This is a genomic window from Halogeometricum rufum, from assembly GCF_900112175.1.
Taxonomy (GTDB): domain Archaea; phylum Halobacteriota; class Halobacteria; order Halobacteriales; family Haloferacaceae; genus Halogeometricum; species Halogeometricum rufum.
Genome location: NZ_FOYT01000001.1, coordinates 1582481 through 1598255, shown reverse-complemented (window position 1 = coordinate 1598255; position 15775 = coordinate 1582481). Strand labels below are relative to the sequence as shown.

Annotated in this window: 19 protein-coding genes; 5 read left to right on the top strand and 14 right to left on the bottom strand. The window is 69.0% G+C overall.

Going from position 1 to position 15775, the window contains the following annotated elements; genetic code table 11:
- The first annotated feature begins 1 nt into the window (after position 1).
- Entirely contained in the window at positions 2–301 is a 300-nt protein-coding gene (locus BM310_RS08275) for a hypothetical protein (protein WP_089806383.1), read from the top strand.
- Between the two features lie 60 nt (positions 302–361).
- Here the strand turns inward: BM310_RS08275 and tpiA are convergent, their stop codons facing one another.
- The gene (gene tpiA / locus BM310_RS08270) at positions 362–1006 is read right to left on the bottom strand and encodes a triose-phosphate isomerase (protein WP_089806381.1); all 645 of its coding nucleotides are present in this window, start codon (positions 1004–1006) and stop codon (positions 362–364) included.
- A gap of 78 nt (positions 1007–1084) precedes the next feature.
- Between tpiA and BM310_RS08265 the strand changes: the two genes are divergently transcribed.
- Positions 1085–1513 carry a hypothetical protein gene (locus tag BM310_RS08265; RefSeq protein ID WP_089806379.1) on the top strand — a complete coding sequence of 143 codons (429 nt, stop codon included), beginning with the start codon at positions 1085–1087 and terminating at the stop codon, positions 1511–1513.
- 39 nt (positions 1514–1552) lie between these two features.
- On the opposite strand, the gene BM310_RS08260 is transcribed toward BM310_RS08265, so the two are convergent.
- From BM310_RS08260 to BM310_RS08215, 10 genes are all read right to left on the bottom strand, one after another.
- Complete coding sequence (locus BM310_RS08260; protein ID WP_089806377.1) at positions 1553–2086, bottom strand: multiprotein bridging factor aMBF1; 534 nt, start codon at positions 2084–2086, stop codon at positions 1553–1555.
- A 76-nt stretch (positions 2087–2162) separates the two neighbouring features.
- On the bottom strand, positions 2163–2765 hold the full coding sequence (locus BM310_RS08255) for a CDP-alcohol phosphatidyltransferase family protein (RefSeq protein WP_089806375.1): 603 nt from the start codon (positions 2763–2765) through the stop codon (positions 2163–2165).
- 7 nt (positions 2766–2772) lie between these two features.
- Positions 2773–3288 carry an adenylate kinase family protein gene (locus BM310_RS08250; RefSeq protein ID WP_089806374.1) on the bottom strand — a complete coding sequence of 172 codons (516 nt, stop codon included), beginning with the start codon at positions 3286–3288 and terminating at the stop codon, positions 2773–2775.
- On the bottom strand, positions 3285–4376 hold the full coding sequence (gene hisC / locus BM310_RS08245) for a histidinol-phosphate transaminase (RefSeq protein WP_089806372.1): 1092 nt from the start codon (positions 4374–4376) through the stop codon (positions 3285–3287). The genes BM310_RS08250 and hisC overlap by 4 nt, the downstream gene beginning before the upstream one ends.
- 64 nt (positions 4377–4440) lie before the next feature.
- Entirely contained in the window at positions 4441–5391 is a 951-nt protein-coding gene (locus tag BM310_RS08240; protein WP_089806370.1) for a substrate-binding domain-containing protein, read from the bottom strand.
- Positions 5392–5461: 70 nt separating this feature from the next.
- On the bottom strand, positions 5462–7078 hold the full coding sequence (locus BM310_RS08235) for a GMC family oxidoreductase (protein ID WP_089806368.1): 1617 nt from the start codon (positions 7076–7078) through the stop codon (positions 5462–5464).
- The gene (locus BM310_RS08230) at positions 7071–7685 is read right to left on the bottom strand and encodes a gluconate 2-dehydrogenase subunit 3 family protein (protein WP_089806367.1); all 615 of its coding nucleotides are present in this window, start codon (positions 7683–7685) and stop codon (positions 7071–7073) included. The genes BM310_RS08235 and BM310_RS08230 overlap by 8 nt, the downstream gene beginning before the upstream one ends.
- A 45-nt stretch (positions 7686–7730) precedes the next feature.
- Positions 7731–8117 carry a DUF1648 domain-containing protein gene (locus BM310_RS08225; protein ID WP_089806364.1) on the bottom strand — a complete coding sequence of 129 codons (387 nt, stop codon included), beginning with the start codon at positions 8115–8117 and terminating at the stop codon, positions 7731–7733.
- 94 nt (positions 8118–8211) lie between these two features.
- Positions 8212–8946, bottom strand: coding sequence for a fumarylacetoacetate hydrolase family protein (locus tag BM310_RS08220; protein ID WP_089806362.1), 735 nt, complete (start codon positions 8944–8946; stop codon positions 8212–8214).
- A gap of 72 nt (positions 8947–9018) precedes the next feature.
- Entirely contained in the window at positions 9019–9702 is a 684-nt protein-coding gene (locus BM310_RS08215) for a TIGR00266 family protein (protein WP_089806360.1), read from the bottom strand.
- 154 nt (positions 9703–9856) lie between these two features.
- Between BM310_RS08215 and BM310_RS08210 the strand changes: the two genes are divergently transcribed.
- Positions 9857–10573 (top strand): metal-dependent hydrolase, encoded by a 717-nt coding sequence (locus tag BM310_RS08210; protein WP_089807108.1) that lies wholly within the window; start codon positions 9857–9859, stop codon positions 10571–10573.
- Between the two features lie 146 nt (positions 10574–10719).
- The gene (locus BM310_RS08205; RefSeq protein ID WP_089806358.1) at positions 10720–12357 is read left to right on the top strand and encodes a sensor histidine kinase; all 1638 of its coding nucleotides are present in this window, start codon (positions 10720–10722) and stop codon (positions 12355–12357) included.
- A gap of 253 nt (positions 12358–12610) precedes the next feature.
- Here BM310_RS08205 and BM310_RS08200 read toward each other — a convergent pair whose 3' ends face one another.
- Positions 12611–14266: a PGF-pre-PGF domain-containing protein gene (locus BM310_RS08200; RefSeq protein WP_177232559.1), complete on the bottom strand. Its 1656-nt coding sequence runs from the start codon at positions 14264–14266 to the stop codon at positions 12611–12613.
- Positions 14267–14414: 148 nt separating this feature from the next.
- Here BM310_RS08200 and BM310_RS08195 point away from each other — a divergent pair, with 148 nt between their 5' ends.
- A complete protein-coding gene (locus BM310_RS08195) occupies positions 14415–14813 on the top strand; it encodes an OsmC family protein (RefSeq protein ID WP_089806354.1) in 399 nt (132 codons plus the stop codon).
- Positions 14814–14916: 103 nt separating this feature from the next.
- Here the strand turns inward: BM310_RS08195 and BM310_RS21325 are convergent, their stop codons facing one another.
- Positions 14917–15090, bottom strand: coding sequence for a hypothetical protein (locus tag BM310_RS21325; RefSeq protein ID WP_177232558.1), 174 nt, complete (start codon positions 15088–15090; stop codon positions 14917–14919).
- Positions 15091–15176: 86 nt separating this feature from the next.
- On the bottom strand, positions 15177–15767 hold the full coding sequence (locus BM310_RS08190; protein ID WP_089806352.1) for a DJ-1/PfpI family protein: 591 nt from the start codon (positions 15765–15767) through the stop codon (positions 15177–15179).
- Between the last annotated feature and the right edge of the window lie 8 nt (positions 15768–15775).

The following is a 15775-nucleotide window of genomic DNA, read 5'->3' as shown; positions in this document are numbered from 1 at the left end:
GATGCTCGACGGCCCTCGTCGGTCGATGGTACTCGGTGCGGAGACGGTGCTTCTCGTCCTGTTCTTCAACGTCGCCGAGTTCGCTGTCTTTCCGTGGCCGTTCCCCGAATACGGTCCGCTCGCCACGTTCTCGCTGGCCGGACTCGGCTGTCTCGCGGTACTCGCAGGCGTCGCCGTCGCCCCCTTCAGCGGAGAGCGAGGGACGTCGCTCGTCGCGTTCGGCGTCGTCCTGCTCGTCGGATTCGTCCCGACGTACCTGCTGTTCGGCTGCGTGTTCTACGGCTGTGTCGGCGACGTCTGACCGCGTCGTACGCGAGTGCGCGAGAACAGAGTAGAACGGGCGGTCGACGCTCGCGGTCGGTTACAGCGGTTCCACGAGGTCTTCGAGCGCCGCCCGCGGGTCGTCGGCCTTGGCGACGCCGGAGGCCAAGAGGATGCCCGTCGCGCCAAGGTCGCCGGCGGCGTCCACGTCGTCGCCCGTGGAGATGCCCGCGCCGCAGAACACCTCGACCGACTCGTCCACCTCGCCGGCCGCCTCGACGGCGTCGCGCACGATGTCGGGGTCGGCCGTCGCGACGGAGTCGTCGCCGCCGATGAGTTCCGGCGGTTCGACGGCCACCGAGTCGGGGCCGAGGGCCGCCGCGGCGCCGACCTGCGCGGGGTTGTTCGCGCAGACGCACGTCTCAAGTCCGGCGCGTTCGGCCGCCCGGACGGAGCCGTCGACGTCGGCGAGTTTCAGGCGCTTCTCGGAGTGATTTATCAGGGTGCCCGCCGCGCCCGCCTCGGCGACGGCCTCTGCGAGGGTGCTGCCGGTGTGACTGCCGTAGTCGTTCGGGTCCACGTGCTGCGCCCACGTCTCGACGCCGGTGTCGGCGACGCGTCGCAGGTCGGCCGCCTGCGGCGAGACGGCGATTCGGACGCCCGACTCCTCGGCCACGTCGCGGGCGGCGGTCGATACTTCGATGGGGTCGCACGGGTACGCCTTGAGGTTGACGAGGATGAACACGAGAGAAGGTACTCGGTACTGAGCAAAATAGCTTGGTCATCCCCCTCGTTTTTGGGGGCCGAGCGACAGCACTCCGACATGGACGACCCGGACGAATCGGCGCCGGTGGACGGCGACCCCGCAGCGGTCGCCGAGACGTTGCAACGACACCTCGGAGACGGCCCGGACAGTTCCCGCGTCGGCGCGCTTCAGCCCATCGTGGAGGTGGTCGCGGGCTGGCGGGACGTCGAGACGGTCTCGCCGAACGAGTGGCTGTCAGCGCTCGAAGCGACGCCCGACGTCCTCTACCTTCGAACCGACGAGGGGTACCTCCGACACCGACCGGACGTGACGGGCGACAGGGACGACCCCGCACCGTTCCGTCTGGTCAGCCCCGGCGACGAGGCGAGCGCGGAGGCCCTCGACAGACCGGACGCCGCGGACCGTCTGGACGGCGTGCCGGTCACAGTCGGCGTCGTGACGGACCTCCCGGTCGGCGTCCGGGCGCGATTCATCTCGCGAGAGTGACCGCGAGCCAAAAATCGGCTGCAGAACGGGGTGGCGGCGTCAGTCCTTCCGCTTGACCACGTCGCCGAGCGTCGTCGTCGTCGAGGACCCGCCGGACCACTCGCTCTCCTCGTCGTCGTCGCCCTCGACGAGCGAGATGTCGAGTTTCCGTTCGAGCTTCGTCCGCACGTTGTCCGGCGGGAGGATGTCGCCGCGTTCGAGTTTGCGGATGAGGCTCGCCTTCTCGTTCAGCGAGTCCGCGAGGTCCTCTTGGCTCATCCCGCGACTCTCGCGGGCCGAGCGAATCTGGTCGTCGTAGTCGGCCGCTATCTCGTCCATGTCGTCGAACATGTCGCGGCGACGACGGCTCGACCCACCGCCCGAACTGGAACTCGACGAACCCGACGAACCCGACGAGGAGGACGACCCCGACGAACTCGACGTCGAGTATTTCGTGCTCGAGGAGGAACTCGACTCGGTGCGGACTTCGGTGCCGAACTCTTTGCAGTCGTCGCAGAGTTCGAGTTCGGCCCCTTCGACTTTGACCGTCGTCAGCGACGGTCGTTCCTTGCCGCACATTTCGCACTGGGGCATACCAGACCGTAGTCGGAGGGGCGATATAAAAGGCACGACGCGGGCAGGCCGGCGAGACCCGTCCAGCGCCGTCGAATCAGTCGAGGTCGGACCACGCGCCCCAGAAGCGCTGGAGCGCGGTGAAGTGGCCGATGACCGCGAAGAACGCCAACAGCCACCCGACCACCCGGAGGCCGAACACCGGGCCGGGGACGACGGCGGCGACGAACGCGGCGACGCCGATGAGGGCGAGGCGGTCCGCGCGGCCGACGAGTCCGCCGTAGGCGCGTCCCAGCCCCACGGCCTGAATCTGCGTCCCGAGGTAGGAAGTCATGAGGACGCCCGTGACGGCGGCGAGACCCAGCGCGTACGAGTCGATGCCGGCGGCGAGGCCGACGAGCATGGCGATGTCGGCGTACCGGTCGAGCACGTGGTCCAACAGGTCGCCGCCCTCCGAGGCGATGCCCTGTGCCCGCGCGAGGGCGCCGTCGACGAGGTCCAACCAGCCGTTCAGGAAGACGAACAGGCCGCCGAGGGCGTACCAGAGGGGGTCGCCGAGGTAGAACGCGACGCCGGCGGCGACGGCGAAGCCGAAGGCGACGACGCTCACCCCGTCCGGCGACAGACCGAGGCGGTCCGCGGCGCCGACGAACGGTTCCAGGAGGCGGTTGGCGACCGAGCGGTACTGGTCGAGCGTCATGGCACCCTCATAGGTAGTCGATGAAGTTCACGGTCCCCGCGCGGGGGTCCATCTCGCCCTCGACGGCCGCTATCACGTCCTCGGCCACCGCCTCGGGCGTGCGGTCCGTCGTGTCTATCTCGTACACCGCGTCCTCGCCGAATCGCTCGACCGTCTCTGCGAGAATCACGTCGAGGGCCTCGCTCTCGGCGTTCTCGGCTATCTTGGCCTCCTCCTCGCCGCGTTCGCGGAGGCGCGTCGCCAGTTGCTCGGGGTGACACCGGAGGACCACGGCCACGTCGGCGTCGAACAGGTGGGCCAGATGCGAGTCGAGGACGCCCTCCCAGTCGCCCAACCACTCGTTCGCGGCGTCCACGTCGACGACGAGCGAATCGCGGTCCACGTCGCGTTCGGTGTAGAGTTTCTCGTCGGCGACGGCGTCGTTCAGGTGGATGGCGTCGAGACCGGTTCGCTCGGCCACGAGGTCCGAGACGGTGGTCTTGCCGGTGCCGGGCGTGCCGGTGAGGACGACGCGTCGGGTCACGGGTTCGTCGCCTCCACTTCGGCGAGCACGTCGTTCAGCACCTCGACGGCGCGTTTCGTCTCCTCGCGCGTGCCGCAGGAGACGCGGACGCACTCGGGCAGGCCGAAACTGCTCGTGTCGCGGACGATGATGCCGCGGCGCTTGGCCGCCTCGGCGACGGCCGTCGCGTCGCCCACCTCCGCGAGGACGAAGTTGCCGCCGGAGGGCCACGTCGGCGCGTCGAGTTCGTCGTGGTAGTACCGACGGGCCCACCGGGCCGTCTCCACCGACGTCTCGACGTACGCCTCGTCGTCCAGAGCGGCGAGGGCGGCGCGACAGGCCACCTCGCTCGCCGCGAACGGCGTGTTGACGCGGGCGTAGGCGTCGGCCCACGCCTCGGGGACGACGGCGTAGCCGATTCGCAGGCCGGCCAGCCCGAACGCCTTCGAGAACGTGCGGGTGACCGCGAGGTTGTCGTGGTCGTCGAGGAGTTCGACGGCGGACGGACGCTCGCTGTACTCGCCGTACGCCTCGTCGACGACGACGAGGGTGTCCTCGTCGACGGATTCGAGCAGTTCCACCACGTCTTCGCGGCGCATCTCCGTGCCCGCGGGGTTGTGCGGCGTCGTGACGTAGACGATTCGCTCGCCGTCGTAGGCCTCCAGCACCGTCTCGGGCGTCTGCGCGAAGTCGTCGGCCTTCGAGAGGCGGTACTCGGCCACCTCGCCGTGGTGGTACCGCGCCGACATCGGGTAGTAGGAGAAGCCCGGGTCGGGCGTCAGCACCCGGTCGCCAGGTTCGAGGACGGCGCGCGAGAGGTAGTCGAGTGCGCCGTCGGCGCCGGCGCTCACCCACACCTGTTCGGCGGTGACGTCCCATCGCTCCGCCAGCGCGTCGGTGAGGTCCGCGTGCGACGTCTTCGGGTAGACGTGCACCTCCGGCGCGGCGTCCTCGATGGCCGCCACGGCGTCGGGACTCGGTCCGTGGGGGTTCTCGTTCGAGGACAGTTTCGTCAACTCCTCGGGGTCCATCCCGAGTTCGCGGGCCACCTCCTCGGCCCCGCGCCCGGGTACGTACGCCTCGTGCGCGGAGAGGTCCCTCGGTTGCATGGTCGAAGGATACCGCCCGCGCTTCTTAAGGGTGCTCACACCGGCCGACGGCCGCGGCGGCCGCCTACCCGTCGGACGCCGACTCCGGCACGTACTGGCCGAACTGCGGGTCCGGCGAGAGGGCGTCGGGGACGAACGCGCGTTCGCCCGCGGCGCGGAACTCCCGAATCAGGGACTGCCCGCCCCGACCGGTGAGAAAGCCGACGTAGAGCATGGCGAGTTCGTACGCCACGTCGTGTCTGGCCGGGTTCACCGGGACGACGCCGTACTCGTTCAGAAGGAGGTCAGGCCCGCCGCCGAGGGGGCCCTCGACGAACACGGCGAGGTCGGAGTCCGCGGCGAACACGCGGTAGGTTCCCCTGTCGACCAGCGTGTACGCGCCGCGGCGACTCGACTGCCTGAGCGTGTCGCCCATCCCGTCGCCGGTGGCCTGATACCAGCGTCCGCCGGGCGAGGCGTCCGCGCGGGACCACAGCGTCCGCTCTCGGGCGTGGGTCCCCGAGTCGTCGCCGCGGGAGAGAAAGAGGGCGTCGGCCGCGGCGATTCGCTCGAACGCCGCCACGGGGTCCGCGAGGTCCGCGATGTCCGCCGGGTCGTCGCCGGGGCCGACGACGAGGAAGTCGTTGTGCATCAGGGCGCGGCGGTTCACGCCGTGGCCCGCGCGGATGAACTCGTCCTCGGCCGACCGGGCGTGGGCGACGACGACGTCCGCGTCGCCGTCCCGCGCCGTCCGCAGGGCCGCGCCCGTCCCCTGCGAGAGCGTCTTGACGCGGACGCCGAACCGGTCGGCGAACGCCGCGTGGAGGGCGTCCAGCAGGCCGGTGTCGTACGCCGTCGTGGCCGTGGCGAGCGTGAGCGTCGCGTCGAGACCCGACCCGTCCGCCGCCGTCCGCGTCTCCGCGTCCGTCTCGGCGTCGCTCGTCCGATTAGCCGCTTCGGCGGCGTCGCCCGTGCATCCGGCGGCGGCCGCGACGCCAGCGACGCCGACCGCACGGAGGTAGCCTCGCCGTCTCATGTGTCGCCGGTTCGGCCGCGCGGCTGAAATAGGTGCGGTTACGTTTTCAGTGAGAAGTAACTGTCGACAGTTACAACGAGGACTCGACGGCGGCCGCCGCGCGCAGGGCGAGGGCGGCGATGGTGAGCGTCGGGTTCATCGCCCCACCCGTCGGGAAGACGCTGGACCCGACGACCCAGCAGTTCGACAGGTCGTGCGCGCGCATCTCCGCGTCGACGACGCTCGAATCGGGGTCCTCGCCCATCCGCGTCGTCCCCATCTGGTGGAACGCCGGGCCGGTGTGCTCGGGGCCGACCACCCAGTCCACCGACGCCCCGAGTACCTCGAACACGCGCCGCTGAATCTCGTTCGCGCGGCGGAGCGCCCGGCGCGTCTCCGCGTCGAGCGACCACTCCACGTGCGGGACCGGGTTGCCGTGGTCGTCGGTCCGGGAGGGGTCGAGCGTGATTCGGTTCTCCGCGCGCGGCAGTTGCTCGACCAACGCCCCCATCGCGAGGTGCGTGCCGTACGACTCGCGCAGGTCCCCGAGGAGTTCGTCGCCCCACGTCTCGGCGTTCATCGCCTCGACGACGGGCGACGGTCCGGCGTAGTTCAGGAACTCCAGTTTCATCCCGTTCACCGGGTCCGCGTCGTCGTAGAACTGGTGGCACTCGCTGGTGTTGAAGCCGACGTGGTTCTGTCTGGTCGCCTCGTCGACGCGGCCGCCGACGCCCGCGAACAGGTGGTCCATGAAGTACCGCCCGACGGCACCGCTGGCGTTGGCGAGGCCGTCGGGGTGCGCCTCCGACTTCGAGAGGAGGAGGAGGCGGGCGTTCTCGACGCCGCCGCAGGCGACGACGAACCGGCGGGCCGCCTGTTCGCGTTCGGTGCCGTCCGGCGTGGCGTAGACGGCGCGTTCGACCGTCTCGCCGTCGTCGCCGTGTTCGAGTCGCTGGACCGGCGCGCGGTCTATCACGCGTGCGCCCGCTTCCTCGGCCTTCCGGACGTGCGACTCGGCGGTGTACTTCGCGCCGGAGGGGCAGACCGGTTTGCAGGTGCCGAACCCCTGACAGGCCGCGCGCCCGTCGAACGGTTCGGAGTTGCGCGCGTTCGGCACCGAGTGCATGTCGATGCCGAGCCGTTCGCACGCCTCGGCGAAGATGGAGTCGGAGTGCGACGGCGGGAACGCGGGCAGGGGGAACGGGTCGTTCCGCGGCGGCGCGTAGGGGTTGTCGAGGGCCCCGGCGACGCCGAACGCCGCCTCCGCCTCCCGGTAGTGGGGCTTCAGGTCGTCGTACGAGAGGGGCCAGTCCGCGCCGACGCCGTGGCGACTCCGCATCTCGAAGTCGCGTTCGTGCAGGCGCATCACCATCCCCTGCCAGTGGAGGGTGGTGCCGCCGACGCCCTTCACCCGCGCGGCGTTCAGCGGGTAGTGTCGCCCCTCGGTCGTGTAGGCGTCGCGCGGGCCGCCCATCTCCCACGGGTCGCCCATCCCCGGTCGGAGGAACGCCTCCATCTGCTCGGTCCGCCGGGAGAAGTCGAACCGCGGACCGGCCTCCAGAACCACCACGTCGGCGCCCGCCTCCGCGAGGCGGTGCGCGACGAGTGCGCCCGCCGGACCGGACCCGACGACGCAGACGTCTGCGCGAGGCGAGGGCGTCCGGTCCCGCCCGTCTCCGACGCCGCCGTCGGCCGGCGTCTCAGCCATCGTCGCCCCCCGCGTCGCCGGATTCGACCCCGCCGTCTGGCGGGTCGGGCATCGACGCGCGCCGATAGCTCTCGGTGCCGCCGGGGTGGCCGATGGGGTTCTCGATGCCGACGAGTCGGCCGCCGGTCGGCGAGGAGTAGAACGCGAACAGCAGGTCGTTGACGACGTAGAGACGGATTCGCTCTGAGACGGTGCCGTCGGATTCGGGGTCGGCCGTCGCCACGCCGAGGCCCCGGAGCACCCCGTCCCGAGCGTCGGGCGACAGGTCGGCGAACCCCGCGTCCCGCCAGTCGCGGGCGATGGCGTCGAGTTCCGCCGCCGTCGCCTCCAGTCCGCGGCGGTACGACTCCCGCCCGTCGGTTCGGCCGACGACGTAGCGTTCGACGAACGCGCGCCGACCCGTCACGTTCGAGGGGTAGACCACCGCCGCCGCGGCGTCCATCACGTCGAGGAGGTCTGCCGACACCGACGGCTCTGCGTCCCCGTCGCCCCCGTTCTCCCCGCCGTCGTCGGCGCGCGGCGGGTCGTACCGCGCCGCCACCGACCCCGCGCCGACGGCGCCGACGGCGGCGAGAGCGGCCATCGCGTCGCGCCGCGTCAGTTTCACGAACGCGAATTAGGTTAACCTAAACTTATGAGTTGCCTTTCCGCGTCACCGGTAGTTCACGGCGAGACTGACGACGACGAAGACGGCGGCCACCGGGAGGACGGCGGTGGTCACGTCCACGCCGTAGCCGAGGTTCCACGCGAGGACGACGCCCTGCACGTACGCGAGGAAGGCGGACAGGAGCAGACCGTACGACGCGGGAACGTCGTCGGTGCCCGTTCGCTCGGGGACGAGACGGAGGAACGCCACCGTCCCGACGCCGATAGCGGGGAGGAGGAGGACGCCGACGAGGGGGGCGACGAACGAGTCCGGGCCGGCGGTGCCGAAGTGGACGGCGAACCGGTCGGGGAGTGTCGGCAGGAGGGCGACGCCGACGACGGCGACGAGGGCGAGGAGGGCGACGCCCGCGTAGTCGTATCGAGTGAAGCGCATGCGCGACACGTCGTCTCCGGCGAGTATGAGTTCTGTGACGTGACCGACGCGACAACGGACGGAGACAGTGGCCGTCGACCGGGGGCCGCGCGCGTCACTCGGCGGCGCGAACGTCGTGTTCGAGGACGCCGACGCCCCCGACTTCGACTTCGACCCGGTCGCCGTCCGAGAGTGCGCCGACGCCCGCGGGCGTCCCCGTCGAGATGACGTCGCCCGGTTCGAGCGTCATGTACGTCGTTATCTCCTCGACGAGGTCCGCGACGGAGAACATCATGTAGTCGCGCGAGGAGGACTGCTTCGTCTCGCCGTTCACGCGGAGTTCGACGCTGGCGTCCTCGGGCACCTCGTCGGGCGTCGCGAGGACCGGACCGAGGGGGGCGGCGTTGTCGAACGCCTTCCCGCGCACCCAGTTCTGCTCTCTGTCCTGGTCGTCGCGGTTCGACACGTCGTTCATGCAGGTGAAGCCGGCCACGTAGTCCATCGCGTCCTCGGCGGCGACGTTTCGCGCCTGCTTGCCCACGACGACGGCGATTTCGGCCTCCCAGTCGACGCGCTCTTTCCCCGCCGGCAGGGGGACGGTGTCACCGTGACCGGCGAGGGCGTTCGGCGGCTTGAGGAACAGGAGCGGTCGGTCCGGCACCTCGTTGTCCATCTCGTCGGCGTGCTCGGCGTAGTTGCGTCCGATGCAGACTATCTTCGTCGGTTCGCAGGGCGGGAGCACGTCCACCTCGTCGAGCGAGTACGTCTCGCCGGCGAAAGAGACGTGGTCGTCGTGCCACTGGCCGTTGCGGACGGAGCCTGCGGGGTCGCGAAAGCGAACGCGGTGCATGGCTGAGCCCTCACCCCGTGACGGTTTCGTTCTTTCCTTCGCGGAAAACGCCCGTCGAACGTCGCTCGCCCGCTACTGCGTGTTCGTCGCGGGTCGACTCGGAAGCTTGGGGATGAGCCACGCGAGGAAGGCGTCGGGGCTCCGCGACTGCACCCACAGCGTACCGGACCCACTGAACTCGCAGACGAGGCCCTCGCCGCTGGCGAGCGTCGACCGGAGTCCGCCGACGCGCCGGACGGTGAACTCGGCGGTGTCCTCGAAGGCGACGACGTGCCCCGTGTCCACGACGAACGAGTCGCGGTCGTCGAGCGCAATCTCCTCGATGGCGCCGTAACTCGACAGGAACAGCGGTCCGCTCCCGGTCACCTTCAGCAGGAACAGTCCCTCGCCGCCGAAGAACGTCCGCGCGCCGCCGAACTCGGTGTCCACGTCCAGTCCGGCGTCGCCCGCGAGGTACGACCCCGACTGGACGTACATCGTCTCGTCGGTCAACTCCACGTGCGAGACGTCGCCCGGAAGCGGCGGCGCGAACTGCACGTCGCCCGCCGAGGCGGCGGTGAACGTGTTCTGGAAGAAGCTCTCGCCGCCGAACGCCCGCCTGATGGACTTCAGGAACCCGCCCGTCGCGTTCGTCTCCATCTCGATAGTGGTGTCGTGACTCACCATCGCGCCCGACTCCGCCCGTATCGACTCCCCCGCGTCGAGCGAGACGGTCACGAGTGCGAACGACGGTCTGGAGGCGATGTCGTACTCCATACCCACGGGTGAACGTGTCAGACAAAGAAAACCGTTCGCGGCCGGTGTGAGTGTCGGCTGCCGGCGACTGTCTCCGCGTGAGACAGGTGGCCGACCCGACCGCGGCCTGTTGGATTTAAGCGACTGACGCGAGTACTGTCGACCGGCTATGACGATGGAACTCACCTGGCACGGTCACTCGACCTGGCACGTGGACGTCGACGGAACGACGTTCCTCATCGACCCGTTCTTCGACAACCCGTTCACGGACCTGTCGCCGTCGGACGTGGAGGACCCCGACTACCTCCTCCTCACGCACGGCCACGCGGACCACATCTCCGACGCCGGCGCGTTCACCGACGCGACGGTGGTCGGCGTCCCGGAGATGACGGAGTACATGGAGGAGGAAGTCGGCTTCACCGACAGCATCGGCATGAACATGGGCGGCACCGTCGAGTGCGGCGACGCGTTCGTGACGATGCACCGCGCGGACCACACGAACGGCCTCAACACGGGGTACGAGACGAGTCTCGGCGTCCCCGTCGGCTTCGTCATCAGCGACAAGATGCCGACACAGGAGTCCGACGCGGACGCGACGACGTTCTACCACGCGGGTGACACGGGCCTGATGTCCGAGATGAAAGACGTCATCGGCCCCTACCTCGAACCCGACGCGGCCGCCCTGCCGTGCGGCGACCACTTCACGATGGGACCGGTCCAGGCGGCCCTCGCCGTCGACTGGTTGGACGTCGACCACGCGTTCCCGATGCACTACGACACGTTCCCGCCCGTCGAAATCGACGTGGAGGACTTCGAGCGCGAAGTGAAAGCCACCGGGTCCGACACCGAGGTGCACGTCCTCGACGGCGACGAGTCGTTCACGCTGGAGTAAGCGCGGCCGACGCCTTCGCCCACCCCCATTTTCGACCGACCGTTCTCGCCGGCGAGAGATAAATACCAGATAATCATACATTACGATATTCCGACGAATATATATCGCTCGCTCGTGACTCTTCCCGAGAACACGGTCGAGGCCAGATGAAACTGCAGACGAAGCTCGCAGTCGTGCTGATCGCGGTCACGATACTGCTCAGTTCGGCCACCTACGGCGGCCTCGAACTCTACAAGCAGGAGGAACTCGCGCGGAGCGAGGACGCCGTCGACGAGTCGGCCGCGCTCGCGGCGGCGCAGATAGAGGCGACCTTGGACGAACGCGCCGACTACGTCGGCTACGTCGCCTCGAAACCGGGCGTCACCGACTTCTCGAACGCCGGTGTGGTGATAGACGGCGTCGTGGACAACAGCCGCTTCTTCGCCGCGCAGGTGATTCGCGCGAACGGCACCGTCGCCGCCTTCGACGGCCAGATAGACGAGGAGGTCCGGCAGAGCACCGTCGGTTCTGACGTGAGCGACGAGGCGTACTTCAGGGACGCGCGCTACCGGGGAGCGAGCGTCTCGGACCCTCAGTATGTCCCGTCACGCGACCAGTACCTCGTCGTCGTCAGCGCGCCGATTATGGAGAACGGGACCGTCGTCGGCGTCCTCGCGGCGTCGATATACGTCTCCTCGGAAACCTTCCTCAGTCCGGTCGCACCGCTGGCGCGAGACGACCAGCGCGTCACCGTCGGCGCGGGCGACGAACTGCTGTACGAGAGCCGAGAGCCGTTGGCGCGCGCGACGACCGGTCGGGCCACCGCGGGGCCGTACGGGTGGACGGTCACCGTCGAACGGGACCGCGCCCCCCTCGACGCTCGCATCCGGACGCTCGGACTCGTGCAAGGGGTCGGACTGGTGGTTGTACTGTTGCTGGTCGGGTCGCTGTGGGTGGTCGAACACCGGACGAGCCTCAGGCAGACGCGACGCCTCCTCGACGGCTTCGCCGCGCTCCGCGAGGGGGAGTACGAGTACTCGCTGGACCTCGGATCGGCCGACGAGTGGCGACAGATAAGCGAGGGGTTCAACGTCCTCGCGGCCGGGCTGGACGAACGCGAGGCGGCCATCAGAGAGCGCGAACAGCGACTCGGTGTCCTGAACCGCGTCCTCAGGCACAACCTCAGGAACGAGATGAACGTCGTCCTCGGCTACGCCGAACTCCTCGTCGAGCGAGCAGACGAACCCGAGGCGGTGCGAGCGGCCGAGACAATTCTCGACCGAGGGGAGCGACTCGTCGCCACCAGCGAGAAGGCGAGGTGGCTCGACCAGCGACTCGACGTGGCGGACCCGGAGACGTTCGACGTGGTGGCGGGCGTCGAACCGGTGGTCGCGTCGGTCGACGAGGAGTTCGCCGACGCCGACGTCTCGATGACCGCGCCCGACTCGCTCGCCGTTCGGGCGGTCCCGAACGTGGCCGAGGCGGTCCGTAACCTCGTGGAGAACGCCTGCGAGCACCACGACGACGACGCGACCGTCCGCGTCCGCGTGGAGGTAGACGGCGACCAGGCGGCCGTCGTCGTCGCCGACGACGGCCCCGGCATCCCCGACTACGAGCGGTCCGTCCTCTCGGAGGGCGAGGAGACGGCCCTCCACCACGGGAGCGGTATCGGCTTGTGGGTGGTGACCTGGCTCGTCGGTCGCTCCGATGGGAGCGTCGAATTCGAGGAGAACGACCCGCGCGGGAGCGTCGTCACCCTCCGCCTCCCTCTCGCCGAGCGTGACGCTCCGACTTCGCCCCCGTGACGACCTGACCCCCCGTAACGACCCCAGACCGACGGGACCTCTCGAACTGACTTCGCGTCCCGCCTCGCCGGCACTACACGATGGCGTTCCCTCGAATCTGTACGGTACGCACTGTCTGCGCTGAGCGTCGACGCGTCGCCGGCAGACCTGCCGCCCTGACGCCGACTGGTCTCGGCGCGTCGAGAGGCGGAAGAGAAGACGGAGCGGAGAGGAACCGAACCCTGGTACGCTGAACCGAGGGCGTCCGTCGCCCTCAGCGACGGCCTCGAACCCGCGCGACGAGGGCGGCGACGACGACGAAGACGAGCGCCGTCGGGTGGAAGATGGGTTCGGGTACTTCGGTCCCGGAGACGGTCGTCGACGGCTCCGCGGTCGTCGCTTTCGCCGACTCGGCCGCTTCCGTCGCCGTCGCATCCGTCTCGCCGGCCGTCGTCGTCGACTCCTCGTCGACGGACTGCTGGACGACGACACTGCCCGCGACGGCGTCGTTCACACGCACTTCGTACTCGCCGGAGTCGTTCACGCGGTGGTCGAACAGCGTCTGTCGTTCCCCGCCGGCGGCGATAGTTAGCGACCGCTCTTCCACGACGTCGCCGTCGAGGAGGAGTTGGGCGGCGAACTCTCCGTCTGCGCCGCCGTCGTTCGCTATCCCGACGTGGACCTTCAGGTCGTCGCCGACGACTATCTCTTCGACGGCCACCTCGACCGTCTCGAGCGAGAAGCGGGCGCGCTTGGCCCCGGCGGCGAACTCCGAGAGGCCGGGCGACTCGGCGCGGAAGCTGACGGCATCACCCGTCTCGTTCACCACCGCGGTCGCGAGTTCTGTCCACGAGCCGTTCTCGTAGCGGTAGAGCGACACGTCTTCGGGGTCGACGCTCTCGTTTTCGAGTCGCTCCTTCGAGACGCGGAAGTCGATATCGACGGTGCCGTTCAGTTCGTCGTTCGAGATGGAGTGGTTCACGCGGATGTGCGTCATCGCCTCGGTGCCGTCGTCGCTCTCGAACGCCGGCGACCCGTCGATACGGTCCGCCGTCGTGACGTTCATCGTGAACGACCCGTTCCGCGTCGGCGTCAGTTCCATCGCCGTGACGGCCACGTCGGACGCGTTCGTGGGTAGAGTCGCGTTCGGACCGCCGACGGTCGCCCCAGACGCATTCGTCCGGTTCGGGCCGCGCCCGGGGACGTCCAGTTCGACCCTCGCACGCTCGTTCGCGCGCACGTCGCCGACGGACGCGTTCACGACCGTCCCGGAGCGTCCGTTCTGCCCGCGGGCCGAGACGTTCACCGCGGCGGGCACCGTCTCGGGGGGGCCGCGACGCTCGTCGGCCGTACGATTCTCCAACGATTGGCCGGGCGCATCGTCACTCTTTCCGGGCGCATCGCCGTCACCGGATGCACCGGGGGCGTCTGCGCCCCCTCCCTTCGTCGCCGCTCCGTCGGAAGCGCCCTTCGAACCGTCGTTTCCGGCCGACGCATCGCTTCCGTCGTTCGCCTCGGTCCCGCCGTCCTCCGACGAGTCGGCCCCCGCGGACGAGCCTCCCTCTCCGCCCCGGTTCGGCGACGCCTCCGCTCCGTTTTTGTCGCCGTCGGAGTCACCCTCGCCTACGGAAGCCTCGCCACCGTTCCCGTTCGAGTGGCCCTTTTCGGCCGGCGCTCCGTTCCCGCTCCCGTTCGGGCCGCCGCGGTCGCCCGGTGGCACTCCGACGATACCCGTCGCCCCGAGCGTCGTCGTCTCGACCACCGAGTCGACTGCCGCAACCGCGTCGGTCGGCCGGCAGTCGACCGCAGCGGCAGAGCAGCCGAGGGCGGTCGCAGATGTGATACTCCCCCCGATGCCGAGAACGACGACGACGGCGATTACGGTGCCGGCGCCGCCGAACACGGTTCCTCTGTCTCCTTTCCCGTTCATTATAGTCATCGTGAGTTTATATTATAGATACATATATCTAGGCTATCTGATTCTCAGAACTGATTCCGGTGCGGACCGGGCGGCGGGCTCGTTCGGCTTTTGCTGAGTGAGCAACTTTTAGGACGCCGGCGGTCCACTTATCGGACGCATGAGCGACATCGAAACTTCCACCGTTAGCGAAGAGGGCTTCGCCTCCACGAGTCAGGTCGGCGACTTCGAACTCACCATCGACGCCACCGACGAGCAGGGACCGAACCCGAACGCCGTCCTCGTCGCGGACTACGCGTCGTGCTTCCTGCCGGCCTTCCGCGTCGGCGGCCAGCAGCGCGGTCACGACGACCTGGGCAAGATTCAGATCGACGCCGACGCCGACCTGGACGACGACGACGACCTGACGGGGATTCGCTTCGCCATCCACGTGGAAGCGGACCTCGACGACGACGAGTTCGACGAAATCGTCACGCGCGCGAAGGACATCTGCCACGTCCACTCTGCGCTCCGCGAGGGGCTCTACGCCGAAATCGAAGTCCACGGCGGCGCGTTCTGACGTCCGACTCCGCAGCGTTCACCCCCGTTCTTTCTTTACTCGTCGCTCGCCGAGCGACGGCGTTCCGAACTGGAGAGGTCCCGGCCGGTCCGGGACAGGAGTGTCAGCGTCTGTGGTACGCCCGGTAACTCATGGCTTGCCCCTCCACGATGACGACTTCGCGTTCTTCGGGGTCGTAACTGTCCGTTTCTTCCACTTCGTCCCGTGAGACGTACCATCCACGCAGTTCTTCGGCGTCTCCGTCGAAGACGTACGGGCTATTCGGCTGACCTTCCATGCTACTCAGTACCGCACACCCACGTATAAAGCTTTGTCAGACATTCTCGTCCACGAGAAGATACGACTCGGAGGCGAGGTAACGCCTCAGTCGTCCGCTGCGGCGGGTTCGGCCTCCGAAACCTCCGTTCCGAGGAGTTTCAGGAACTCCGCCAGCCACTCGGCGTGGTCCGGCCACGCCTGCGCGGTGACGAGGTTGTCGTCGACGGTCACCTCGTCCACCCACGAACAGCCCGCCGCCTCCACCTCCGGGCGGACGGCCGGGTAAGAGGTCATCTCGTAGCCGTCGAGGACGCCCGCCGCGGCCAGAATCTGCGGGCCGTGACAGAGCGTCGCCACCGGCTTCTCCGCCTCGAAGAAGTGCCGGACCACGTCGAGTACCTCCTCGTACGTCCGGAGGTACTCCGGCGCGCGTCCGCCGGGGACGACGAGGCCGTCGTACTCGGCCGGGTCCACCTCGTCGAACGTCGCGGTCACCTCGAAGTCGTGCCCGCGTTCCTCCAGATACGTCTGGTCGCCGCGGAAGTCGTGGATGGCCGTCTTCACCGTCTCGCCCGCGGACTTCTCCGGACAGACGGCGTCCACCTCGTGGCCGACCATCTGGAGCGCCTGAAACGGCACCATCGTCTCGTAGTCTTCGCCGAAGTCGCCGACCAGCATCAGTAGCTTCTTGCCCATTGGTGTCA